We start from the raw sequence: 22,664 nt of genomic DNA on the forward strand, positions 1-22,664 counted from the left end.
AATAATAATGAAACGCTTTGAATCTTTGAGAGGGTGGGGCCGGGCGGCTGCCAGCGGTTTGCTGGTCGCGTTGCTCGCCGCCTGCTCGTTGGAACCCACGTATAAGCGGCCGGAGGTGGATGCGCCGGCTGCGTTCAAGGAAGCGCCGGCGGCGTCGGCCACGTCGGCTGCTTCTGCGCCCTCGGCTGCGTCGGGTGTATCGGCGCAGGACAACGGCACGTGGAAGCAGGCCCAGCCCGCCGACGACGCGCATCGCGGCGAATGGTGGACGATTTTCGGCGACCCGCAACTCAATGCACTTGAGGAGCAGGCCTCGGCCGCGAATCAGGACCTGAAGGCGGCGGCAGCGCGCGTACAGCAGGCGCGTGCAGTGACGCAGGCCGCGAAGTCGGACTGGTTCCCGAAGCTCGATGCGGGCTTCGGCCCGACGCGCGAGCGTGCTTCCGCGGCGTCGCAATTTCAGCCGGATAGCGTGGGTGGCACCACTGGCACCATCTGGCGCGCGCAAACCACTGCGTCCTACGAAGCGGATCTGTTCGGGCGGGTCGGCTCCAACGTGAACGCGTCGCGTTCGGACGAACAGCAAAGCGAAGCGCTGTTCCGTTCGGTGCAATTGTCCTTGCAGGCAGACGTTGCGCAGAACTACTTCCAGTTGCGCGAGCTCGATACGGATCAGGACTTGTACCGTCGTACTGTGGCGTTGCGCGAGGACACGCTGAAGCTGGTCGAACGGCGCTTCAAGGAAGGCGATATCGGCGAACTGGATGTATCGCGGGCCCGCAACGAATTGGCGAGCGCGCGTGCGGACGCCGTGGGCGTGGCGCGTCAACGCGCGGCGTCGGAGCATAGTCTCGCGATTCTGCTCGGCAAGCCGCCGGCGGATTTCTCGTTCGCGGAAGCGCCGCTGGTTCCGGTCACGGTGCGCGTGCCGCCGGGCTTGCCTTCGGATCTGCTGGAACGCCGGCCGGATATTTCGGCGGCGGAGCGCGCGATGCAGGCGGCGAATGCGCGTGTCGGCCTCGCAAAGTCGGCGTTCTTCCCGAAACTCGATATCACCGGCGGCGCCGGCTTCGAATCGGCGACGCTCGGCGATCTGTTCAAGTGGTCGAGCCGTGCGTTTATTCTCGGGCCGTTCGCCGGCACGGCGTTGACGCTGCCGTTGTTCGACGGCGGCCGCCGCAAGGCGAACCTCGCGCAAGCCCGTTCGAAGTATGACGAGGACGTGGCGCAGTATCGTCAGCAGGTGCTGGTGGCGTTCCGTGAGGTGGAGGACAACCTGTCCGATTTGCGTTTGCTCGATGACCAGATGCGCGAGCAGAACGATGCGGTTCAGGCTTCGCAACGGGCGGCGCATCTGTCGCGCACGCAGTACACGGAGGGTGCGGTCAGCTACCTGGACGTGATCGACGGCGAGCGGCAGGTGCTGACCTCGCAATTGCAGGCGAGCCATCTGTCGGGCACGCAGGCGGTGGCGACCGTCAATCTGATTCGCGCGTTGGGCGGTGGCTGGGGTGATGTGAAAGCGGCGGATACGGCGGTGGGCGCTGTTGCGCCGGCATCCGCGCCGGTGACGGCGGCCGCTGCCGTGCAACAGGTGGCGAAGCAATAACTCGTCGAATCACGGACGAGTGGCAGACGCCGGGTCGCGCGAAAGTGCGGCCCGGCGTTTTTTGTCCAAATCATTTTTCCCGCTTTCCTTCCAAAAATCCCTTCGTAGACCGCCGCTTTGTCGCCCACTATGATGAGTCGCACCTCATCTGGAGAGAGGCGATGACCTGTCCGACCTTCCGCTGTCCGCGCTGACCGCATTGCGCGTCCTGTCGCTGCCACGCGCGGTTTAAGCCGCACGTTGCGAACTTTCCGTTGCCCGACCTATCCGGCAAGCCTGATTTGTCTCAGAGCTAATCCCTTTGTAGGCGCCTCAAAGCATGCCATCGGATCGGCTCGCCTTGAATCAAACCACGCCCGAAACTGACGAGTTCACCATGCGCATTTTTCTGTCTAACTTGCAGCGCTTTTTCCACACGCCGGCATTCTCGCTCATCAGCGCGTTCGGTCTCGCGCTCGCGTTGCAGGCCACGCCCGCTTCAGCGGCCGACTCGCCCACGCTGAAAATCGGCACCGCAACCAGCCCGCAAATCGAAGCGCTCAAAATCGCCGCGCGCGAAGCGAAAGAGCAGGGCCTCGACGTGAAGATCATCGAGTTCACGGACTGGAATACGCCGAACGCGGCGCTCGCCAACAAGGACATCGACGTCAACTACTTCCAGCACATTCCGTTTCTCGAGAATGCGAAGAAGCAGGGCGGCTATAACTTCGTCGCAATCGCGCCGGGCACGATCATGAAGATCGGTCTGTACTCGAAGAAGATCAAACGCTTCGACGAATTGAAAGACGGCGCCACGGTCGCGATTGCCAACGACCCGGTCAACGGCGGACGCGGCCTGCTGTTGCTGCAGCGCGCCGGTCTCATCAAGCTGAAGCCGGGCATCGACTATCGCGCGACGACGCTCGACATCATCGACAACCCGAAGCATCTGAAGATCGTACAGCTGGAAGCATCGCAACTGGCGCGTTCGCTCGACGACGTCGATCTCGCACAGGGTTATCCGAGTTTCATCAAGCTCGCCGGCACCACCGATCCGAATAGCGCGCTGCTGTTCGACGGCCTGGAAAACAAAAACTACGCGATTCAATGGGTCGTGCGTCCGGAAAGCGCGAACGATCCGCGTATCCGCAAGTTCATCGCGATCTATCAGCATTCGCCGGCAGTGCGCGCCGCGCTCGATAAAGCCTTCGGCAATCTCTACGCTGTCGCGTGGTAAGCCGCGCGCTTGGCCGAAACCGCAAAGCCCAAGGAGCCGCACGATGGCGAAGAAAAAAATCCTGCTGAATGCGTTCAACATGAATGCGGTCGGCCACATCAATCACGGATTGTGGACGCACCCGCGCGACCGTTCGGCGCATTACACCGACCTCGACTATTGGACGAGTCTTGCGCAAACGCTGGAGCGCGGCAAGTTCGACGGGATCTTTCTCGCGGATATCGTCGGCGTGTACGACGTTTATCAAGGCGGCCCGGAAACGCCGCTGCGCGAATCGGTGCAGATTCCGATCAACGATCCGTCGCTGATCGTGCCCGCCATGGCGCACGTGACCAGACACATCGGCTTCGGCGTCACGTCGAATCTGACTTACGAACCGCCGTATCTGTTCGCGCGGCGCATGTCGACGCTCGATCATTTGACCAAAGGCCGGGTGGGCTGGAACATCGTGACGGGCTATCTGGACAGCGCGGCGCGCGGCATGGGCCTCGCGCAGCAGATCAGCCACGACGACCGCTACGACCGCGCCGACGATTACATGGACGTGGTTTACAAGCTGTGGGAGCAGAGCTGGGAAGACGACGCGGTGGTGCGCGACCGCGCGGCGCGCATCTTCTCGCATCCGGACAAGGTGCATCGCGTGAAGCACGACGGTCCGTACTATTCGATCGACGCGATTCATCTCAGCGAGCCGTCGCCGCAACGCACACCGGTGTTGTACCAGGCGGGATCGTCCAGCCGTGGTGTCGATTTTGCGGCACGTCACGCGGAGTGCGTGTTTGTCGGCGGGCAGAACAAGCAACTGACGCGCTCGATTGTCGACGACATCCGCGCGCGCGCGGTGAGCTTTGGCCGCGCGCCGGACGACATCAAGATCTTCGCGGGCATCACCGTTGTAGTCGGCGAAACCGAACGGGCCGCGCAGGAGAAATTCGAGGAATACCGCCGTTATGCGAGCGCCGAAGGCGGCATCGCGCATTTCTCCAGTTCGACCGGCATCGACTTCTCGCAATACGAATTGGACGAACCGATCTCCTACGTGAAGACCGAGTCGATGCAATCGGCCGTCGAGGCGATTTCGAAGAAGAGCGTGAGCGGTGTGTGGACCAAACGCAAAGTGCTCGAACAAATGACGCTCGGCGGCCGCGCGAAGCCAGTGGTGGGATCGCCGCAGCAGATCGCGGACGAACTGGTGTCGTGGATCGAGGAAGCGGGCGTCGACGGCTTCAATCTGACGCGCACGGTGATGCCCGAGTCGTTCGAAGACTTTGTGGATCTGGTGGTGCCGGAATTGCAGAATCGCGGCGTCTATAAGGAAGATTACGATCCCGCACCGACGCTGCGGGAGAAACTGTTCGGCGGAGGGCGTGCCCGGCTGCCGGAGGTGCATGCGGGCGCGCAGCATCGCCGGCGCGTGCGAGCCGCTGCAGAAGCGTAGGAGAGCAACTAAACCATGACCAATCTTCTCGACGTGCCGCAATTCATCGAAGACGCGCCGTCTCTCGCCGTCAATCCTGATTCGCATGCAACGGCGACGCAACCCGCCGTGATATTCGACAACGTCGGCAAAGTGTTCGCCGACGCCCGCGGCGTGTCGACCGCGGCGCTCGCCAACGTCACGTTGAATGTGGCGCGTGGTGAAGTGTTCGGCATTATCGGCCGCAGCGGCGCCGGCAAGTCGACGCTGTTGCGGCTCGTCAACGGTCTGGAAAAGCCGAGTTCGGGCGCGGTGCGCGTGAATGGCGAGAGCGTCGGCGAACTCGACGAGCGCGGACTCGTGGCATTGCGCCGGCGCATCGGCATGGTGTTTCAGCACTTCAATCTGCTTTCGGCGAAGACGGTACGCGAGAACATTGCGTTGCCGCTGAAAATCGCTGGCGTGCCGAAAGCGGCGATCGACAAGAAAGTCGATGCGCTACTGGAATTAGTGGGCCTGTCCGCCAAACGCGACGCGTATCCGGCGAGCTTGTCCGGCGGCCAGAAACAGCGCGTCGGCATTGCGCGCGCGTTGGTCACCGACCCGGATATTCTGCTCTGCGACGAAGCGACCTCTGCTTTGGATCCCGAAACGACGCAAGCCATTCTCGCGTTGCTGCGCGATATCAATCAGCGACTGAATCTGACCATCGTATTGATCACGCACGAAATGCGGGTGATTCGCGAGGTCTGCGATACGGTTGCGGTGATCGAGCGCGGCGAAGTGGTGGAGAACGGTCCCGTTTGGCGCGTGTTCGGCGATCCGCAACATGAGGCGACGCGCGCGTTGTTGCGCACGTTGGTGCATGACTTGCCGATTGATCTCGCGCAACGAATCAAGCCGCTGAACGACATCGCGCAAGCGCACGCGCGGATTTTGCTGGACGTGCGTTTCACCGGCGTCGATGCGCGCGAGCCCGATCTCGGCGGCCTTGCGTCGGCGTTGAGTGTCGATGGCGGCCGCGTGAATTTCGTGCATGGCGGCATCGACCGGATTCAGGGGCATGCGCAAGGGCGCCTCGTGGTGTCGGCGCAACTACGCGCGGACGATGGCAGCACGGTGCAGAAGCAGATCGCGGCGCTGCTCGACAGCGCGCGCCGCTATGCCAATCATGTCGAGGTATTGGGCTATGTCTGAGTTGTGGCTCTCCGAACTCGCCGATGCAATTCGCGACACCGTCGTCATGGTCGGCGTGTCCGCATTGTTCGCGGCGCTCATCGGCATTCCTCTGGCGCTGGTGCTCGTCACGACGACACGCGGCGGCATCTTCGAGAAGCGCGCGGTGAACAACACGCTCGGTGCGCTCGTCAACGCGTTCCGTTCCACGCCCTTCATCATTCTGCTGGTTGCGTTGCTGCCGCTAACGCGTTTGCTGATCGGCACGACGATCGGCGTATGGGCCGCGATCGTGCCGCTCAGCATCGCGGCGATTCCGTTTTTTGCGCGTGTGGCCGAAGTGAGCCTGCGCGAAGTAGACCACGGTTTGATCGAAGCCGCGCAGGCCATGGGCGCGCAGCGCCGTCACATCATCCGGCATGTGCTGCTGCCCGAGGCGCTGCCGGGCATTCTCGGCGGCTTCACGATTACCGTGGTGGCGATGATCGGTTCCTCGGCGATGGCGGGAGCTGTCGGCGCGGGCGGCCTTGGCGATCTGGCGATCCGTTACGGCTATCAGCGCTTCGACACGACTGTGATGGTGACGGTGATCGTGCTGCTGATCGCGATCGTCACGACGGTGCAGTTCGTCGGCGACCGGTTCGTGCGGCGGCTTGCGCAGCGGGTGTGATCGCACTAACCGTGAGGCCGCTATTTGCATGAAGAATACTGCTCACATTTGCCGCGCGCGGATCGCCGCCTATCATGCTAGCTACGGCATCGAGCGTAGCCATAGGCGCTCGTCCGGCGCCGCTCGCCGAACCATTCTTCAAGTGGAAACTGCATGAACGATCCTCGTCATGCCGATGCGTTGCAAACGCCTCGGGCATTCGCTGCGTCCGAAGTGCGCGATCTCGCAGGTTTGCTCGACGCGTTGCGCGCCAGCGCCGCGCAGCGCGATATCGACGGCGGCCACGCAGCGCGGGAAAAACAGTGGATCGCCGACGCGGGCCTGCTCACGCTCGCGGTGCCGCGCGAATTCGGCGGCCTTGGCGCGCGCTGGCCCGACATCTACGAGACGATTCGCAAGATCGCGCAGGTGGACAGCGCGCTCGCGCATTTGCTGGGCTTCACCTGCCTGCAGGTGGTCAGCGTCAATGTATGGGGCAATCCGGAACAACGTGCCCGCTATCTGAGCGGCACCGTCGAAGGACGATGGTGGTGGGGCAACGCCGTCAATCCGCTCGACACGCGGCTCGTTGCAAGCGCAACCGATGACGGCGGCTACCTGCTCGACGGCCAGAAGGGCTTCTGCTCCGGCACACGCGGCTCGCAGATGATGACGGTCTCCGCGCACGATCCGCTCAGCGGCAAACCGGTCTTCGGCGTCGTGCCGACGACGCGTGCAGGCATCACCGTTCACGAAGACTGGAACCCGATCGGCCAGCGGCAGACCGACAGCGGCAGCGTGTCCTTCACGCGGGTCAAGATCGAACCGCATGAAGTGATGGTGCGGCCTGACACGCCGCATGCAAGTTTGCGCACGCTGATCTCGCAACAGGTGCTGACCAATCTGTTCGTGGGCATTGCCCAAGGCGCGCTCGACGAAGCGCGTGCCTACGTCACGCGGAACGGCAAGGCGTGGATCTATTCCGGCGTCGACAAGGCCACCGACGATCCCTACCTGATCCAGCGTTTCGGCGAAATGCGCCTGCAGGCGGTGAGCGCCGAAGCGCTGGCGACGCGTGCGGCCTGGCTGCTGGAAGACGCGTGGCAACAAGGTCCGGCGCTTACCGCGGAGGCCCGCGCGCAGGTTGCGCTCGCCACGTCGGAGGCGAAGATCGTCGCGCATCGCGCCGCGCTCGACGTCAGCGAAAAACTGTTCGACGCCTGTGGCGCCCGCGCGACGCACGCGCCGCTCGCGCTCGACCGTTTCTGGCGCAATGCCCGCGTGCATACGCTGCATGATCCGCTCGACTATCGCGTGCGCGACGTCGGCCGATACGCGCTCACTGGCGCGTTGCCGGAAGTTTCTTTGTACACTTGAGGCGGCTCGCGGCGGCCGGCACGAGCCGCCGCGTTTTATCCCCTTCAAGAGATTTCCGGATTGCAGTTCAAACTACCGACCACCGCAACGGCGCCGTTTTGCCCGTCCGAAGTTCAAGGCTCCGTGGCCGTCTCGCCGGCCGCGCCTTTCTGGAAGAAGATCCTGCAATTCGCGGGCCCCGGCCTGCTCATCTCGATCGGCTATATGGACCCGGGCAACTGGGCCACCGACATCGAAGCCGGATCGCGCTACGGCTACAGCCTGCTGTTCGTCGTCATGCTGTCGAGTCTTGCGGCGATGGCGTTGCAATGCCTGAGCATGCGCCTCGGCATCGCGACCGGACGCGATCTCGCGGCGTTGTCGAGAGATCGGTATTCGCCGGGTGTGGCGCGCTTTCAGTGGCTGCTCGCGGAGCTTTCGATCGTGGCCTGCGATCTGGCCGAAGTGCTGGGCGGCGCGCTCGCCTTCCATCTGCTGTTCAAATGTTCGCTGACTACCGGCGTCCTGCTGACTGCGTTCGATACGCTGATCGTGCTCGGCCTGAAGGGCAAGAATTTCCGCGATCTCGAAGCGATCATGCTCGGCTTGATCGCGACCATCGGCGTGGGATACATCATCGAGCTCGCGCTGGTGCAGCCGCATTGGCCGTCGGTCGCGCAGGGGCTGATTCCGTCGTGGCAGGCTTTGAGCTCGCGCGAACCCATGTATCTGGCGATCGGCATTCTCGGCGCGACGGTCATGCCGCACAACCTTTATCTGCATTCGTCGATCGTGCAGACGCGCGCGGTGAAGCGCGACCCCGCCAGCATCCGCTCGGCGATCGGCATGTCGCGCATCGATACGATCGGCTCGCTGGTGTTCGCGCTATTGATCAACATGGCGATCCTGATTCTTGCCGCCGCGGCGTTTCATGCCACCGGCCATAATCAGGTCACCGAAATCGAAGACGCTTACAAGCTGCTCGCGCCGATCGTCGGCACCGGTTTCGCGGCGGTGTTGTTCGCGGTGACCCTGCTCGCCTCGGGACAAAGCTCGACCTTCACCGGCACCGTGGCGGGGCAGGTCATCATGGAAGGTTTCCTGAAGCTGAAGATTCCATGCTGGCAGCGGCGCTTCATCACTCGGACGCTGGCCTTGATCCCCGCGCTGATCGGCGTGCAGATGATGGGCAACGGTGCGGTCGGCAAGTTACTGGTCGCAAGCCAGGTCGTGCTGAGCCTGCAACTGCCGTTCGCGCTTTATCCGCTGATTCGCATGACCAGCGATCGTACATTGATGGGTGAATTCGCCAACACGCTGCTGACGCGGTTCGTTTCGTGGACGCTGTTCGTGGTGATCAGCGCGGCGAACCTGTGGCTGGTGCTGCAGACGGTGGGACTGGCCGGCTGATGTGGCTTTTCGCCGTGTGCCTTTTCCAGGCAGCGGCGCGAATGGGACGAAAAAAAGTCCGCTCGGAGGCGGACTTTCTAATCAAGGCTTCGGTTCGAATTGGGCTGGACCTGCCCTCATCGAGTCAGCGGCGCTTTACTCAGGCAGCTTGCGCGATCTGCGCTGCTTCAAGCGCTTCCTGGCGGGCGGCCGCGGCTTTCTTGGTCTTGCCGGCACGCGACGGCGGCTGGCAGGCGCCACACACCACGTTGTGCTGCAGATCGTGTTTGTGCGCCACGAACTTGCCGGTGCAACGGCAGCATTTGGTCAATTGCAGAATGTCGGCGTCGAAGAAACGCACCAGCGTCCACGCACGCGTCAAGTCCAGCACGGGTTCGGTTTCGCTGTGCTGGCAATGTTCCAGATACAGCCGATACCCTTTGGTCAGCGCATCCAGATGCGAGCAGCGCGCTTCGTTCTTCAGAAACAGGTACGTGTTGTAGAACAGCGACGCGTGGATGTTCGCGAGCCACGTCATGTACCAGTCCGCCGAAAAGGGCAGCATGCCCTTGGGTGGCGACACACCCTTGACCTCGCGATACAGGCGGATCATGCGGTCGCGCGAGAGCGTCAATTCACTCTCCAGCACTTGCATGCGTGCGCCCAGTTCGATCAGTGCAATGGCGCGGAATACTTCCTGTGCGTCTTCCGTCAGGCTACGCTTGAGCATCGCAGTCACCTCGATTAAGCGAACTGTTCAGCCGGCTGGCCTGCAAGCAGGATCGCCGCGTGAGTCGGTGCCACTGCGGTGTGCTTCGTCGTTTGCGTCAACGCCGACAACATCGAGTGGTCGTTGAAGCGGAAGAAGCACAAAAGCTGATCGGAAGCAGCCAGCTTGACGATCTGCGCGAGCGACAGTCCGGCAAGCAAATCAGCCAGTTCCGACGACAGTCCCAGCCGGAACATGCCGACCGGTTTGTCCTCACGCAACATGCGTTGCGCAAGCATGATGTAAGACAAGTTAATCTCGCGGATAGAATCCAGCGTCTCGCTGCTACGGTCCATTTCTGTTTTTTCCGAAGCCCCGAATTACTATGTCGGCATTTTTTGCCGTTATGTCTTTTGTGCCTCGCCGGAAACGTTGTCCTCCGGCTACGGGTCACCACCTGATACAGACAGCGACCTTTTGATACATCGCGTTACATTTCGTAACAGCTTGGGACGAATTGTATGAAGGGTAAAACAAGAAATCAATCCCTTCTCAAAAAAATATCTCAAAAAGATACATCAAATTTCGGTAACTCTTTCACGGTCCTGTAATAGACGATGCGACGTGGATTTTCCGCTATCAGAGGCGTTTGTCTGATCCATGGAAACCCTTGTATCACAGGCGTTTGGCTGGTTTGTCTGAGGAAGGTGAGCGGGCCGGTTGCGAATCGGTAATTCCCGCTCGACTCAGAAAGGAAACAGAAAGCGTGCACGATATAGAGTAATAAATACCGTTATAAAGTGCTGCAATGGGGACACAGCAGAGGTGTAACAGGTTGGTGCGGCCCCGGTTACAAACCAGGCCACATTTGTAACGTCTTACGTAACATCTAGCAGCCGGCGGATCGAACGCGTTCGACATCCAGACCGAAGGCAGGCCGCAGGCGTGTGCCCAGCACATTTCCGGCGAAAGCAGCGGCCAGCCACAGCCAGCCGTGCAAGCTGCCTGATACGATGCCGCTGAAGTAGGCGCCGATGTTACAACCGTAGGCCAGGCGGGCTCCGTAGCCAAGCATCAGGCCACCGATCACTGCCGCGATCAGCGAGCGGGCAGGCACTTTCCACACGGGCGCGTAACGTCCGGCCAGCGCGGCGGCTGACATTGCGCCGAGGATGATGCCGATATCCATCACCGAGGTGACGTCATGTGTAACAGGGGCGGCGAGGGAGTTCGCATTGGCGTGAGCGGCCCAATACGGCCAATCGGCCACGTCCATGCCGAGCGCGGCAAAGAGCTTGGCGCCCCAGAGCGCGAACGCGGACGTCACGCCCCACGGACGCCCCGAGAGCACCAGTGTCGCGAAGTTAAGCAGAGCCAGCGCGATCGCGCCGACGAACAGCGGCCACGGACCATGCAACCACGGCGACGTGTGCGGCCGGCGCGGCGGCTCGTTGACCAGTTGGCCGTGACGGCGCCATTCGATCAGAACGGTGAGCGCCGCGATGGCGGCGAACACCAGCAGGTTCAGCGCGATGGCCCAGCCCGCGCCGAACGCGGTCACCAGCGAGAGCGGTTTGAGCGACGGCAAGGCGGTCCAGAACGGCATGTGCGCGGTCGCCACGACCGAGCCGATGACGAACGCCGCCAGCGTAACGATCATGCGGGTGCTGCCGCCACCCACGGTGTACAACGTGCCGGACGCACAGCCACCGCCCAATTGCATGCCGATGCCGAACATGAAGGCCCCGACCAGAACTGACGTGCCCGCCGGCGCGACAAGTCCGACCACCGGATGACCGAACAGCGTACCGGCTTGTAGTGCCGGGAAGAAGAGCAACACGCCGAGCGCGAGCATCAGCATCTGGGCGCGCAGGCCGGCGCCGCGGCCGTCGGCGATAAAAACCCGCCATGCCGAAGTGAAGCCGAACGCCGCGTGATACAGCGACATGCCGAGCAGCGCGCCGACGAGGTAGAGCGCGGCCTGGCGGCCGCTGACAGTCTGCGCCAGATAAACCGCGCCGAGCGCGATCAGAACGAGCGCGGCGCCGAGCGGTTTCGGATTGGTATCGAAACGGCGCGGCACGCGCGGATGCGAAGTGGAGAGGTCGGACATATGTGAGTTGACTGACAAGCGATGGGTCGAGACCAGCCCGAGGGCGGTTGGAGAACCGTTGTCGGGGCCGGTGTGGCGACAAGGCAGTCAAAAAGTAGCACGGATCGCGTGCTGCGGCAGGGCGGCCGAACGAGGGTGACGGGGCGCGACGCTCGCCGCCAGTATCTATTAGATAAACAGCGCCATTAGATCCGCATCATGAAACACGCCGCCGACATTCAGCGCGCCGACCTCGCAGCCAAATTTGCGGAAGCCGAGCGACTCATACAGTTTCCGCGCCGCTTCGTTACGGCTGCCGACGTGCAACTGGATTTGCCGCAAACCCTCCACGCGCGAGGCCCGCGCCAGTAATTCATTGAGCAGGGCTCGACCGACGCCCCGACCCGACGCTTCCGGCGCGACATACATGCCGATCAGGGCGGCTTTATGCTGCTGCTTGTCGCCTGGATTGCGGATCAGGCCGACCACGCCGATCAACGGCATTCCAGCCGATGCGTAAGCGCCGAGCAAAAAATCGCCTTGAGCCGCATGTAAGCCCTTCAGCATCGCGTCGTGTTGTGACGGACCTTTGGCGAGCGCTTCCTCGTAACTCTGGCCGAACGACTCCGGATGAGCCCTCAGTCCGCGCAGGCGAAGCTGGAAATGGTCGTCGCGGTCGTCGGGACCGAGTTGACGTACGAGTACGGCGTTGTCGTTCAAGTGCGTCTCTCCGCGTCAATCTGGCGAGTGAAAGGGCATGAGCTTAGCGCGGCAGTGTGCATCGTCTTCCGTCATCAGGCTACGGTTGGCGGCCCGCCTCGGTGCGCTGGCTCTCGCCGAATTCGCGCAGTGCGGCGGCAGTTTGCTGATCGGCTGGAAAGAACGCCTCGATGGCGAGCTCCGAGAGCGTCACGTCGACCGGTGTGCCGAAGACCGTGGTCGTGCTGAAAAACGACAGCGCGCCGATCGGCGTGCGTAGCCGCAACGGCACCGCGATCTGATTGACGGTGGCGTTGTCGTGCCCGGCCGCTTCCGCGTCCGGCGGCGCCGGATAGGCAGCCAGTTCGTCGCGCAACGCGCTCAGCGTGCTGTCGCCGCTCACGTCGATCTGTCGCTGCAGCCGAGCCAGAATGTGCTCGCGCCATGCGTGCCAATTGACGATCGACGCCGCGATGCCCTCCGGATGCAAGCTCAGGCGCAGCGCATTGACCGGCGGCTTTAGCAGTTCCGGACTGGCACCGGTTAGCAGAGGCGCGAGCGCGTTGTTCGCGGCAATGATGGTCCAGTGCCGGTCGATAGCGAGCGCCGGGTAGGGCTCGTGTCCTTTCAGCACCAACTCGACGGCCTCGCGCGCGGCGGCCAACTGCGGATCCGATAGCGCACGCTCGCGGAACAGCGGCGCATAACCGGCCGCGACCAGCAGTGCATTGCGTGCGCGCAGCGGTACGTCGAGCCGTTCGGCAAGATGCATGACCATTTCCCGGCTCGGCACCGCGCGACCCGATTCGACGAAGCTCAAATGCCGGGTCGAAATATCGGCTTCAGCTGCAAGCAGCAACTGGCTCATTCTTCGCCGCTGGCGCCATTCACGCAGCAGGTCGCCGACTGTGCGGCTGGCCGCCGATGCATGCGACGGGACGTTTTGCGCAAGAGAAAGTGTGTTCATGCCACCGATGATAGCCAAACCGCGCTAGCCATCCATTACCTGAGGGGTAATGGAATACCCCGGAATACCCCGGAATGCACCCGGCCAGGCCTACGAAACCCCGGAACATTCCTGACCGCCCAGCTTATCCAACCTGCTGACCGCCCTGTGAAGTCGCCACAAGCGGCAATGCGACTCAGGCCGCCGCTACGCCTTCCGGCACCACGTTGAGTTTGACGCCGAGCGCGCGCAGCAGCTTGAGCACCGTGTCCATACGCGGTTTGGATCCGGGTGCGAGTGTTTTGTAGAGGCTTTCGCGCCCGAGTCCGGCGTCTGCCGCAACCTTGGCGATGCCGCGCGCTTTGGCGATGTCGGCGATGGCGGCAAGCAGCACGTCGGCGTCGCCGTCTTCAAGCGCTGCGTTGAGATACTCGGCAATCGCTTCCTCGCTATCGAGGTAGTCCGACGCGTCGAACCGCGCGGTTTTGATTTTGCTCATGACAGTTCCTTTCTGATTGCTGCCCACATTGTTTTGGCATGCTTGATATCGGCCGGCTGGGTGGCCTTGACGCCACCACAGAGAAGCAGATACACCATGCGCCCTTCACGCGCGAAATAAACCCGATAGCCCGGGCCGCAGTCGATGCGCATCTCGGATACACCGTCCTCCAGCAATTTCACGTCGCCGAAATGCCCGCGTTCCGCACGCCGGATCCGCACGAGTATTTTTGCCCTCGCTCGTAAATCCGCGAGCGTTGCAAGCCATGCGTCGAATTGCTCGGTGCGGTTGACTTCGTACACAGGCGGTGAACCGATCTGCTGTGCAGTGTATCCTTGTGGATACGATCTTGCAAGTGTGAAAACCATATTAAAAAAGGCCCCCGTGTCCGTGATTGTCGAGTACGTCGTGTGCGGCGCGCCGGCGACGCGCGGCCCCATTCGCCACACGAGGTTAGCGGCTGCCAGCGTGGCTGACGACTCGGCCGGATGGCCAATCCGACGAACAACGAAGCGCGAGGATGCTTACCTGTCACGTAATCGACGCAGCGCGTCCGAGCCGTCAATCTTCACTCCGAGCCCGCCGCATACAACGAGTCTGCCGAGCGTAGTGCTCAGTGCTGCCAATCAAGGAGTCTGGAGATGAACGCGCATACCGATCTGATCGACCGTTATTTCGACGCATGGAACGAAACCGATGGCGTGCGCCGTCGCGAGTTGATCGCCGCGACATGGAGCGCCGGCGCCGACTATCGCGACCCGCTGCTGGCGGGCGCGGGCCACGCCGGCATCGACGCGATGATCCGCGCGGTGCACGAGCGCTTCCCGCATCACACGTTTCGCCGTACGGGCCAGATCGACGGCTTCGCTGACCCCGGCTGCGTTTCTCGTGGGAGCTGACCACGCCCGCGGGCGACGCGATCGTGAAGGGATCCGACTTCGGTGTGATCGATCCGCATGGACGCTTGCAGGCCGTCACCGGCTTCCTCGACCAGGTGCCCGACGGAGTCTGACCAAAAACTTTTTTACGGAGACGATCATGCACGAGCCCGCTGCCGCCACGGCTCCCCAATCGGCCATCACGTTGGCGCGCCTGGCGGGCGCACTCGACTCGCTGTCCAGCGCGGTGGCCGGCTTCGCGCTGCTCGCCGGAGCGCGCGCGTTCATGTTCATCGCGCTGCTGGGCTGGCGCGAGCCGGTGTTGGGCGGCGCGGGTCTCGTGCTGCTGGCAGTGGTCGGCTGGTTGCGCTGGCAGTGCGGTGAAGCCGTGACCGTGCCGGCCATGCAGCGCGTCCGCCCGACCGCCGGCTCCAACAACGCGACGTGCAGCCGCCTCGCGCCACTCTCGACGAATGCCCACGACGTTGCTTGCTACAATCGTCCGCTGGAATGCGATCGTCGCGCGGACACGCGTTCGCCGAGCCGGGCGCCCGCTGCTTCGGCCCGACCCGAGTGCGGGCATGAACCGGTCGTTTCGCGTGACCGCCCGCTTCGCGCGACCCGATAACCCACGTCCAAACCTCGGCGGTCAGCCGCCAACCGGACTACAAGGAGACACCGTGCTGAAGAATCTGGACCCGCTGCTGAATGCCGATATCCTGCATGCGCTGCGCGCGATGGGCCATGGCGACGAACTCGTCATCTGCGACGCCAATTTCCCCAGCGATTCGGTTGCGCGCGAGAGCGTGCTGGGCAAAGTGCTCCGCCTCGATGGCGTGAGCTCGCCGCGCGCGATTCGCGCGGTGCTGTCGGTGATGCCGCTGGACACCTTCATCGAGCACCCCGCGTCGCGCATGGAAGTGGTGGCCGAGCCGCACACCATTCCGGCCGTGCAGCGCGAGGCGCAGGCCGAGATCAACGCCGCGGAAGGGCGCGACGTGCCGTTCGCGTCGATTGAACGGTTTGCGTTTTATGAACGGGCGCGCAAAGCGTATTGCGTGATCGCGACCGGTGAAGAGCGCGGCTATGGTTGCTTCGTCTTCACCAAGGGCGTTCTGCTCGCGCCGGACGCGCCTCAGTCGTAACCTTCGCCAACTCCATTGCGGCGCGAAGCCATGAGCGCAACGCGCCGGCCGCCGCACGCGGATCTCGCGCACGTGCTAATTTTTCGTCTGGCCGCTGACGGCGGATCGAGCTGATCCGTCGCCGCGCATCGCCCTACATCACGGTGACGAAAACCATGAGCTTCTCGATAGACACGCTCGATCATCTCGTTCTGAACGTCGCCGACGTGGAAGTCAGCGCGGCGTGGTACGCACGTATGCTCGGCATGCGGCGCGCCGAGTTCGAGTCGCGCACCGGCACGCGGGTGGCGATGTTCTACGGCAATCAGAAGATCAATTTGCGCCCCGTGACCGCCGACACTGTCGGGTGGTTCACCGGCCGCGAACCGGTGCCCGGCAGCGCCGATCTGTGCTTCGTCACGACCACGAGCCCGGCCGAAGTCAAGGCGCATTGGCTCGCGCAAGGCGTCGAAATCGAGGCCGGTCCGGTGGAGCGCGACGGCGCGCGCGGCAAGATGACCTCGGTGTATTGCCGCGATCCGGACGGCAATCTGATCGAAGTCGCAACGTATCCTCACGTATAAGCACGGCGGCGATTGCGCCAGCGGCGCTCGCCGTGGCCGCTACCTGGAGGGCCGCATGGACGCTTTTCCATTCCCGGCATGCCGCGGGTTGCGTGCCGTTCATCCTGGTTCGTGCTAGGAAAAGGCGGGCAAACGCCCTGTCGTCCGGTGCAAAGTGGGGAACTGCGGGCTGCTGGCCGGGTCTGCTGCTTATTCATCTACTGGAGTGCCTCATGTCGCGTCCCGTCGATTCCGGCGTTATCCTCATCGCCCGTATTGCGCTTGCTGTGCTGTTTCTGTGGGGCGGTGTGATGAAGCTGCTGGGCTACGCGGGCTTTGTCGGCTACCTGCATTCGAAGGGCGTGCCGTTCGTGCAGATCGCCGCACCGATCGCAACGGCGGTCGAGGCGCTCGGCGGCCTGTTGCTGATCGTCGGCTTCAAGGTGCGGCCGCTCGCGCTGATCATGGCGGTGTACACGGTGGCGACCGCCGTTCTGGGCCACGATTTCTGGAATGTCACCGACGCCGCCTTGCAGCGCGACATGGTGATTCATTTCTGGAAGAACATCGGCATTGCCGGCGGTTTCCTGCTGCTGTTCGTGACGGGCGCGGGCCGTATCAGCATCGACGGTGCGCGAGCGCCGCGCAGCGGACTCGGGCTTTGACGCGGCGGTTGAGGTAGTCTGTGCGAGTCGCTTTCGATTCTGGCCGTAACCAAGGGAGCAAATAATGATTCAAAGTTTTGAGCAAATCATTGCCGGCAAGGCCACGCAGTTGTGCGCGAGTCTTGGTGAGGGGCCCACGCCGCATCGGGTGATCATCAGCCTGGCTGATTCGGCGAAGACGCTGGTGGTTCTGGATGCGTCCGGGTTCATCAGCACGATCAAGGCCGAGATCGAGGAACCGGAAAAGCTGATCGCCGACGCCATCGCCAAAGCGCAAAACGACGGGCTGATCGAGCGCGCCATCGACACCGGCACGATTCAGGAAGCGTCGCTGTAAGCCGGGAGGCGGCGTGGCGAACTAGCCATTTGCCGCCGAACCAGCGGTACCACCCCCGCCATGCGCAAGCATCGCGGGGGTCGTTTTTTGTGCACACGATCCTGACAGGCGACACCCTCAGCGCGATTCGCCGACCCGTTCGCGACCCGTATGGCGATGCGCGGCGTCCGACGACTGTGGCTGCGGATGCACGAAACAGCTCAGCACGCCGCCGATCACCAACAAGCCGACCGACACGGCGGTCGATACCCGCATGCCCGCCACGATCTGCGCCGCAGCCGCGCCGCTCGCCAACGCGCCGAAAGCCGCCACGCCGACCGCGCCGCCTGCCTGCCGTGCCGTGTTCAACACGGCGGACGCCGTGCCTGCACGGGGCGCGTCCGTCGAGGCGAGCACGGCGGTGGTCATCGCCGGAACCGCCAGGCCCATGCCCGACGGAATCAGCAGAAACGGCAGCAGCAGGCCGATGAGCGGCGTGCCGGCATCGACGAAATGCAGGAGACCATAGCCGAGCCCGGCGGTGATCGCGCCGGCGATCATCGGCACCCGCACGCCGAAGCGGCCGACCACCCAGCCGCTCGCCACATTCGACAGCAAAAAGCCGCCCGTCAACGGCAGGAATGCAAGGCCCGCCTGCAACGGCGTATAGCCGCGCACGCGCTGCAAATACAGGCTCAGAACGAACACCACGCCGTAGTACGTCAGATTCACACAGATACCGAACAGCACCGCCACGCTGAAGGAGCGTTTGCTGAAGAGCGAGAGCGGCAGCATCGGCGCCGCGACGCGCGATTCCACGAGGACAAAGGCGCTCGCCGCGATCAGCGCGAGCACGAAGCCGCCGGCCACGAGCGGGTGGCCGAGACCTAGTGGCCGCCATTCGATCACGGCAGCGACGAACGCGGTCAGCGCAACGATGGCAAGACACTGGCCGCCCAGATCGATCCCGCGTGGCTTCGTGTCGGAGGCCGCAGTTGCGGGCGACGACGGCTTTTGACGCGTCGCGGCTGCTGGCCGTGGCACCCACAGCAAGGTCGCCAGGAAGCCTGCAACGCAAATCGGCAGATTGACGAGAAAGATGCTGCGCCAGCCGAACGCCGCGATCAGCAGGCCGCCGACCACCGGCCCCGCCGCGATCGCGATCGCGCCCGCCGCGGTCCACAGTCCGACCGCACGCGCCCGCAGTTTGGGATCGTGTCCGTACGATTGATTGAGCAGCGCCAGCGAGTTCGGCAGCATGGCGGCGGCGCCGACGCCTTGCACCGCGCGCGCTGCGACCAGCATGGCCGAATCGAGCGCGAGGCCGCAGGCGAGCGACGCGAGCGCAAATAGCACGATGCCGGCCGCGTACAGCCGCCTCGCACCTAAGCGGTCGCCGAGCGCGCCGGCGGACAGCATCAGCACGGCGAACGCGAGCGTGTAGGCGTCGACGACCCATTGCAGGCCGGCGACATTCGCATGCAGATCCGCGCCAAGTTTCGGCAGCGCGATGTTGACGATGGTCACATCGAGTTGGGTGACGACGAAGCCGACACTGACCGTCGCGAGAACACGGCCGAGTGCGGACGAATGGAGGGAGTTTGAGGAGTTCATGCGATACATCGTAGGCTCGATGCAGCGCACCATGTTTCGGAGCGGCGTGAAGTGTGGATGTCACGCTGTCACGCGCAAGCGAAAGCCGTCGTCGAGCCCGACGATGCAAACACAAACGGCGCACCGTTTGCGGTGCGCCGTCGTTGCAAAGCACAAGCAGCCGATCAGTGCTTTTGCGGCGCGTCCTTGATGAACAGCGTGGTCAATGCCCCGAGAATGCAGATCGCGCCGACGTACATCGGCGCGGCCATCGGGTTCGACTTCATCATCAGCGAGACGGCGATCGGCGTAAGGCCGCCGAACACGGCGTATGCCACGTTGTACGAGAACGAGATGCCCGAGAAACGCACCACCGGCGGGAACGCCTTGACCATCACGAACGGAATCGCGCCGATCACACCGACGAACAGGGCCGCCACCGCATACAGCGGCACGAGCGTGGAGGCGTCGACGGCAAGTTGCTGGAACATCACGTAGTACGTCACCGCCAGCGCGAGGCCGCCGATGAAAATCGTGCGCCCCGCGCCGATGCGGCCGGCAATCGAGCCCGCCATGACACAGCCGATCGTCAGGCACAGCGTCGCCACGCAGTTCGCCAGCAGCGCCGTGGCCGGCGCGATGTGGAACTGCTTTTGCAGCAGCGTCGGCGTCATCAGGATCACCACGACGATCGCGGCGGAGAGCATCCACGTGAGCAGCATCGAGACGACCACGGCGCGGCCGTGGTCGCGCAGCACGGCCTTGAGCGGCACTTCGGCGGCAATCGCCTTGCGCTGCTTGAGTTCGGCAAACACCGGCGTTTCATGCAGCCAGCGGCGCAGATACACCGAAAACATGCCGAACACGCCACCCACCAGGAACGGAATGCGCCACGCGTAGGCGGAGATTTCCGCCGGCGCAAAGTTGCGGTTCACCGCCGAGGCGATCAGCGAGCCGAGCAGGATGCCCGCCGTGAGGCCGGCCGTCAGCGTGCCGCATGCATAGCCGATGTGCCGCGGCGGCACGTGTTCCGAGACGAACACCCACGCGCCCGGGACTTCACCGCCGACCGCCGCGCCTTGCATCACGCGAAACAGCAGCAGCAGGACCGGCGCCAGCACGCCGATGCTGGTGTAAGTGGGCAGCAGGCCCATCATCAGCGTGGGCACCGACATGAGCAGCACGCTCAGCGTGAACATGCGCTTGCGGCCGAACAGGTCGCCGAAATGCGCCATGATGATGCCGCCCAGCGGCCGCGCCAGATAGCCTGCCGCGAAGATGCCGAAGGTTTGTACCTGACGCAGCCAGTCCGGCATTGCCGCCGGGAAGAACAGCTGGCCGATCGCCGGCGCGAAAAATACGAAGATGATGAAGTCGTAGAACTCCAGCGCCCCGCCGAGGGCGGCGAGTCCGAGCGTTTTGTAATCGCTGCGCCCAAGAGGGCGTGGGGTGACAGCCTGCGCTCCACCCAGATTTGTCGCTTGCATTGCTTATGTCATGTCTTGAATTGGGAGCCACACGTAGCGCGTGGAAATACGGCGGTCGTCGGGCGAGAAGTGTGGCAAGCGCTGGGTAGAGCACGGGACACCGGCGCGCCGGCCCGGGTAGGGCAAGCGCGATAACGATTGAGGCCAGGCGGGATTTTACAGGATGAAAGCCGACTGCTTCGGGAGGTGCTTAATTAGATTAAGAAAAGTTCCCGGGAATGTGCTTTTTCGACATCAAGCGCGACGACGGTGCTTTCAGGACTTGTCGCTAGCGAATGTAGGAATGCGGAGCGGCGTTGTCCGGGCGGATCGATTCATATGTAAATTAGGATTGCTCCTATGGGATGGAATGGGGCCGCCTCTGAGAATCGCGTCCGAGCTATCTTACGAGTCATCCCATGCGTATTGCGATTCTTCAGCGTGACCTGGTCATGCGTCAGTCGATCGAAAAGGTCCTGACGAGCGCCGGCCATTCCTGCTCGACCTATGACGACGGCCTGAGCATGTCGAGAGCGCTCGCGCGTTCCACGGTCGATCTGCTCGTGCTCGACTGGCAGGGCCTGCGCCTCTCGGGCGCCGAGGTATTGCGCGCGGCGCGCGCGGTGGGCGGCGACCGTCTGCCGGTCATGTTCGCGTCGGCGGACACGGCCGAGGAAAACATCGTGCGGGCGTTCGTCGCCGGCGCGGACGACTATGCCGCGTTGCCGCTGCGCGCCGCCGAGTTTCGCGAGCGGGTCGCGGCACTGCTGCGGCGGGCGTATCCGGACCGGTTCAGCTCCGCCAGTTTCGATGTCGGCCCCTACCATTTCGACACGCACCGTCAGCTCGTCATGCTGCGCGGCCAGCCGGTTCAGCTGTCCGGCACGCAGTACCGGCTGGCGTCGCTGTTCTTCTCCAACATCGGCCGCGTGCTGTCGCGCGACCACATCTTCGCGATGGTATGGGGTCGCGAGTTCCGCGAATTCACCCGCACCATCGACAGCCACGTTTCGCGGCTGCGCCTCCTGCTCGAGATCGAGCCGCAAAACGAATTCCGGCTGCAACCGGTTTACAAAAGCGGCTACCGGCTGCTGCATCTGCGTCAGGCTGAAGCCGCGGTTATCAATGCGCAGATCGACGTCGAAAAGCAGGCGGCCTGACGCCAACCAGTCGCGTCGGATCAAATCTGCGGCAGCGCGGGCCGCGTTTCGAGCGACTTGCGAATCAATGCTTCAACGGCCTTGCGTTCGTCGCCGGCCAGCGGCAGACGCGGCGGCCGAACCGGCTCCGTGCCGAGTCCGACAATCGCTTCGGCAAGCTTGATGTTCTGTACCAGCTTCGCCGACACGTCGAGCGCGAGCAGCGGCGCGAACCAGCGGTAGATCGCCCGCGCCTCCTCGAGGCGTCCCGCTTTCAGCAACTTGTAGATCACCACCGTCTCACGCGGAAACGCGCATACGAGACCGGCCACCCAGCCATGCGCGCCCATCAGGATCGCCTCCATCGCGAGATTGTCGACGCCGCAGAGAATCGCGAAACGGTCGCCGACCGCGTTGATCAGGTCGGTCACGCGCCGCACGTCGCCGCATGATTCCTTGATCGCGACGATCTTCTTCTCGTCGGCGATCTCCGCGAACATGTCGGGCGTCATGTCGACGCCGTAGGCGAGCGGATTGTTGTAGATCATGAGCGGCAGCGTGCTCGCGTCGGCGACGCTGCGGAAATGATGCAGCGTCTCGCGGCGGTCCGACAGGTAACGCAGACCCGGCAGCACCATGTAACCGGCCGCGCCATGACGGCTGCCGGCCTCGGCCTGGCGGCAGGCGTCGAGCGTGCTGTTTTCGGCGATCGTCAGCAGGACCGGCACGCGGCCGCGCGAAGCCTCGACGGCGATGTCGAGCACTTGCAGCTTTTCATCGAGCGAGAGCGTCGACGCTTCGCCCAGCGATCCGCACACGATGATGCCGTCCACACCAGCGTCGATCTGCGCCTCGATATTCTTGCCGGTCCACGCGCGGTCTATGCTGAAATCTGCGTTGAATTTGGTGGTGACTGCGGGCAATACGCCTTCCCAGATATGCGCCACGACTGCTCTCCTGAGTGTTGATGTGTTCAGCGCAGTGTAAGCAGGGAAAATCCTGCCGTCTTGCGTGAATCGCGCGTGGCAGATGACGATTTCGGCATAGCGGATTTGCCCGTCGAGTCATCGAATCAGGGTGGGCCGCCTATTTTAGGATGAAGGGCGAGGTGGCGCTAAGTGCGCGTGAGCAGCATGACGGCATGCGCTGCGGGTTACGCAAAC

The 22,664-nt window shown here is 63.4% G+C and carries 23 protein-coding genes and 1 pseudogene; 14 read left to right on the top strand and 10 right to left on the bottom strand.

The features are described from left to right. Positions 1 to 7: 7 nt before the first annotated feature. The 7 genes from ACFSNN_RS07210 (at position 8) to ACFSNN_RS07240 (ending at position 8,833) form a co-directional block, all read left to right on the top strand. Positions 8 to 1,609 carry an efflux transporter outer membrane subunit gene (locus ACFSNN_RS07210; RefSeq protein ID WP_134459453.1) on the top strand — a complete coding sequence of 534 codons (1,602 nt, stop codon included), beginning with the start codon at positions 8 to 10 and terminating at the stop codon, positions 1,607 to 1,609. A gap of 376 nt (positions 1,610 to 1,985) precedes the next feature. Further along, a complete protein-coding gene (locus tag ACFSNN_RS07215) occupies positions 1,986 to 2,825 on the top strand; it encodes a MetQ/NlpA family ABC transporter substrate-binding protein (protein WP_134459451.1) in 840 nt (279 codons plus the stop codon). Positions 2,826 to 2,868: 43 nt separating this feature from the next. After that, a complete protein-coding gene (locus ACFSNN_RS07220; protein ID WP_134459449.1) occupies positions 2,869 to 4,263 on the top strand; it encodes an LLM class flavin-dependent oxidoreductase in 1,395 nt (464 codons plus the stop codon). Between the two features lie 15 nt (positions 4,264 to 4,278). Beyond that, positions 4,279 to 5,439: a methionine ABC transporter ATP-binding protein gene (locus tag ACFSNN_RS07225; RefSeq protein ID WP_134459447.1), complete on the top strand. Its 1,161-nt coding sequence runs from the start codon at positions 4,279 to 4,281 to the stop codon at positions 5,437 to 5,439. Next, positions 5,432 to 6,088 (top strand): methionine ABC transporter permease, encoded by a 657-nt coding sequence (locus tag ACFSNN_RS07230; protein ID WP_134459445.1) that lies wholly within the window; start codon positions 5,432 to 5,434, stop codon positions 6,086 to 6,088. Before ACFSNN_RS07225 ends, ACFSNN_RS07230 begins: the two co-directional genes overlap by 8 nt. Before the next feature lie 153 nt (positions 6,089 to 6,241). Continuing rightward, the gene (locus ACFSNN_RS07235) at positions 6,242 to 7,444 is read left to right on the top strand and encodes an acyl-CoA dehydrogenase family protein (RefSeq protein WP_166799313.1); all 1,203 of its coding nucleotides are present in this window, start codon (positions 6,242 to 6,244) and stop codon (positions 7,442 to 7,444) included. 60 nt (positions 7,445 to 7,504) lie between these two features. Beyond that, the gene (locus tag ACFSNN_RS07240; RefSeq protein ID WP_134459443.1) at positions 7,505 to 8,833 is read left to right on the top strand and encodes an Nramp family divalent metal transporter; all 1,329 of its coding nucleotides are present in this window, start codon (positions 7,505 to 7,507) and stop codon (positions 8,831 to 8,833) included. A 139-nt stretch (positions 8,834 to 8,972) separates the two neighbouring features. On the opposite strand, the gene flhC is transcribed toward ACFSNN_RS07240, so the two are convergent. The 7 genes from flhC to ACFSNN_RS07275 form a co-directional block, all read right to left on the bottom strand. Next, positions 8,973 to 9,542, bottom strand: a complete 570-nt coding sequence (flhC, locus tag ACFSNN_RS07245) for a flagellar transcriptional regulator FlhC (protein WP_007177883.1) — start codon at positions 9,540 to 9,542, stop codon at positions 8,973 to 8,975. 14 nt (positions 9,543 to 9,556) lie between these two features. After that, positions 9,557 to 9,877 carry a flagellar transcriptional regulator FlhD gene (flhD, locus tag ACFSNN_RS07250; RefSeq protein WP_007177882.1) on the bottom strand — a complete coding sequence of 107 codons (321 nt, stop codon included), beginning with the start codon at positions 9,875 to 9,877 and terminating at the stop codon, positions 9,557 to 9,559. Positions 9,878 to 10,410: 533 nt separating this feature from the next. Further along, entirely contained in the window at positions 10,411 to 11,634 is a 1,224-nt protein-coding gene (locus ACFSNN_RS07255; protein ID WP_134459441.1) for a YeeE/YedE family protein, read from the bottom strand. A gap of 168 nt (positions 11,635 to 11,802) precedes the next feature. After that, entirely contained in the window at positions 11,803 to 12,333 is a 531-nt protein-coding gene (locus ACFSNN_RS07260) for a GNAT family N-acetyltransferase (protein ID WP_134459439.1), read from the bottom strand. 79 nt (positions 12,334 to 12,412) lie between these two features. Next, on the bottom strand, positions 12,413 to 13,279 hold the full coding sequence (locus ACFSNN_RS07265) for a helix-turn-helix domain-containing protein (RefSeq protein ID WP_134459437.1): 867 nt from the start codon (positions 13,277 to 13,279) through the stop codon (positions 12,413 to 12,415). 175 nt (positions 13,280 to 13,454) lie between these two features. After that, positions 13,455 to 13,757: an addiction module antidote protein gene (locus ACFSNN_RS07270; protein WP_134459435.1), complete on the bottom strand. Its 303-nt coding sequence runs from the start codon at positions 13,755 to 13,757 to the stop codon at positions 13,455 to 13,457. After that, positions 13,754 to 14,125: a type II toxin-antitoxin system RelE/ParE family toxin gene (locus ACFSNN_RS07275; protein WP_134465461.1), complete on the bottom strand. Its 372-nt coding sequence runs from the start codon at positions 14,123 to 14,125 to the stop codon at positions 13,754 to 13,756. The genes ACFSNN_RS07270 and ACFSNN_RS07275 overlap by 4 nt, the downstream gene beginning before the upstream one ends. A 273-nt stretch (positions 14,126 to 14,398) precedes the next feature. Here ACFSNN_RS07275 and ACFSNN_RS07280 point away from each other — a divergent pair. From ACFSNN_RS07280 to ACFSNN_RS07305, 6 genes and pseudogenes are all read left to right on the top strand, one after another. Beyond that, a pseudogene (locus tag ACFSNN_RS07280) lies at positions 14,399 to 14,769 on the top strand (nuclear transport factor 2 family protein). Positions 14,770 to 14,795: 26 nt separating this feature from the next. Next, on the top strand, positions 14,796 to 15,263 hold the full coding sequence (locus ACFSNN_RS07285; protein WP_134459433.1) for a hypothetical protein: 468 nt from the start codon (positions 14,796 to 14,798) through the stop codon (positions 15,261 to 15,263). Between the two features lie 52 nt (positions 15,264 to 15,315). Then, on the top strand, positions 15,316 to 15,780 hold the full coding sequence (locus ACFSNN_RS07290) for an RbsD/FucU family protein (RefSeq protein WP_134465460.1): 465 nt from the start codon (positions 15,316 to 15,318) through the stop codon (positions 15,778 to 15,780). Between the two features lie 155 nt (positions 15,781 to 15,935). Beyond that, positions 15,936 to 16,343, top strand: a complete 408-nt coding sequence (locus ACFSNN_RS07295; protein WP_134459431.1) for a VOC family protein — start codon at positions 15,936 to 15,938, stop codon at positions 16,341 to 16,343. A 212-nt stretch (positions 16,344 to 16,555) separates the two neighbouring features. After that, complete coding sequence (locus ACFSNN_RS07300) at positions 16,556 to 16,987, top strand: DoxX family protein (RefSeq protein WP_134459429.1); 432 nt, start codon at positions 16,556 to 16,558, stop codon at positions 16,985 to 16,987. Positions 16,988 to 17,051: 64 nt separating this feature from the next. Continuing rightward, complete coding sequence (locus ACFSNN_RS07305) at positions 17,052 to 17,324, top strand: hypothetical protein (protein ID WP_134459427.1); 273 nt, start codon at positions 17,052 to 17,054, stop codon at positions 17,322 to 17,324. 117 nt (positions 17,325 to 17,441) lie between these two features. Here the strand turns inward: ACFSNN_RS07305 and ACFSNN_RS07310 are convergent, their stop codons facing one another. After that, positions 17,442 to 18,926 (bottom strand): MFS transporter, encoded by a 1,485-nt coding sequence (locus tag ACFSNN_RS07310; protein WP_134459425.1) that lies wholly within the window; start codon positions 18,924 to 18,926, stop codon positions 17,442 to 17,444. Between the two features lie 155 nt (positions 18,927 to 19,081). Beyond that, entirely contained in the window at positions 19,082 to 20,383 is a 1,302-nt protein-coding gene (locus tag ACFSNN_RS07315) for an MFS transporter (RefSeq protein ID WP_134459423.1), read from the bottom strand. Positions 20,384 to 20,781: 398 nt separating this feature from the next. Between ACFSNN_RS07315 and ACFSNN_RS07320 the strand changes: the two genes are divergently transcribed. Then, entirely contained in the window at positions 20,782 to 21,522 is a 741-nt protein-coding gene (locus ACFSNN_RS07320; protein ID WP_134459421.1) for a response regulator transcription factor, read from the top strand. A gap of 20 nt (positions 21,523 to 21,542) precedes the next feature. Here the strand turns inward: ACFSNN_RS07320 and ACFSNN_RS07325 are convergent, their stop codons facing one another. Next, a complete protein-coding gene (locus ACFSNN_RS07325; RefSeq protein ID WP_134459419.1) occupies positions 21,543 to 22,448 on the bottom strand; it encodes a dihydrodipicolinate synthase family protein in 906 nt (301 codons plus the stop codon). Between the last annotated feature and the right edge of the window lie 216 nt (positions 22,449 to 22,664).

This window comes from Paraburkholderia dipogonis (assembly GCF_042680985.1).
Taxonomy (GTDB): Bacteria; Pseudomonadota; Gammaproteobacteria; order Burkholderiales; family Burkholderiaceae; genus Paraburkholderia; species Paraburkholderia phytofirmans.

Excerpts from the sequence above, each read along its gene's own strand:
- ACFSNN_RS07210 (WP_134459453.1), top strand. The coding sequence starts at position 8 with ATGAAACGCTTTGAATCTTTGAGAGGGTGGGGCCGGGCGGCTGCCAGC.
- flhC (WP_007177883.1), bottom strand. The coding sequence starts at position 9,542 with ATGCTCAAGCGTAGCCTGACGGAAGACGCACAGGAAGTATTCCGCGCC.
- ACFSNN_RS07215 (WP_134459451.1), top strand. The coding sequence starts at position 1,986 with ATGCGCATTTTTCTGTCTAACTTGCAGCGCTTTTTCCACACGCCGGCA.
- ACFSNN_RS07230 (WP_134459445.1), top strand. The coding sequence starts at position 5,432 with ATGTCTGAGTTGTGGCTCTCCGAACTCGCCGATGCAATTCGCGACACC.
- ACFSNN_RS07285 (WP_134459433.1), top strand. The coding sequence starts at position 14,796 with ATGCACGAGCCCGCTGCCGCCACGGCTCCCCAATCGGCCATCACGTTG.
- ACFSNN_RS07255 (WP_134459441.1), bottom strand. The coding sequence starts at position 11,634 with ATGTCCGACCTCTCCACTTCGCATCCGCGCGTGCCGCGCCGTTTCGAT.
- flhD (WP_007177882.1), bottom strand. The coding sequence starts at position 9,877 with ATGGACCGTAGCAGCGAGACGCTGGATTCTATCCGCGAGATTAACTTG.
- ACFSNN_RS07225 (WP_134459447.1), top strand. The coding sequence starts at position 4,279 with ATGACCAATCTTCTCGACGTGCCGCAATTCATCGAAGACGCGCCGTCT.
- ACFSNN_RS07300 (WP_134459429.1), top strand. The coding sequence starts at position 16,556 with ATGTCGCGTCCCGTCGATTCCGGCGTTATCCTCATCGCCCGTATTGCG.
- ACFSNN_RS07295 (WP_134459431.1), top strand. The coding sequence starts at position 15,936 with ATGAGCTTCTCGATAGACACGCTCGATCATCTCGTTCTGAACGTCGCC.
- ACFSNN_RS07270 (WP_134459435.1), bottom strand. The coding sequence starts at position 13,757 with ATGAGCAAAATCAAAACCGCGCGGTTCGACGCGTCGGACTACCTCGAT.
- ACFSNN_RS07220 (WP_134459449.1), top strand. The coding sequence starts at position 2,869 with ATGGCGAAGAAAAAAATCCTGCTGAATGCGTTCAACATGAATGCGGTC.
- ACFSNN_RS07305 (WP_134459427.1), top strand. The coding sequence starts at position 17,052 with ATGATTCAAAGTTTTGAGCAAATCATTGCCGGCAAGGCCACGCAGTTG.
- ACFSNN_RS07275 (WP_134465461.1), bottom strand. The coding sequence starts at position 14,125 with ATGGTTTTCACACTTGCAAGATCGTATCCACAAGGATACACTGCACAG.
- ACFSNN_RS07320 (WP_134459421.1), top strand. The coding sequence starts at position 20,782 with ATGCGTATTGCGATTCTTCAGCGTGACCTGGTCATGCGTCAGTCGATC.
- ACFSNN_RS07315 (WP_134459423.1), bottom strand. The coding sequence starts at position 20,383 with ATGCAAGCGACAAATCTGGGTGGAGCGCAGGCTGTCACCCCACGCCCT.
- ACFSNN_RS07310 (WP_134459425.1), bottom strand. The coding sequence starts at position 18,926 with ATGTATCGCATGAACTCCTCAAACTCCCTCCATTCGTCCGCACTCGGC.
- ACFSNN_RS07265 (WP_134459437.1), bottom strand. The coding sequence starts at position 13,279 with ATGAACACACTTTCTCTTGCGCAAAACGTCCCGTCGCATGCATCGGCG.
- ACFSNN_RS07235 (WP_166799313.1), top strand. The coding sequence starts at position 6,242 with ATGAACGATCCTCGTCATGCCGATGCGTTGCAAACGCCTCGGGCATTC.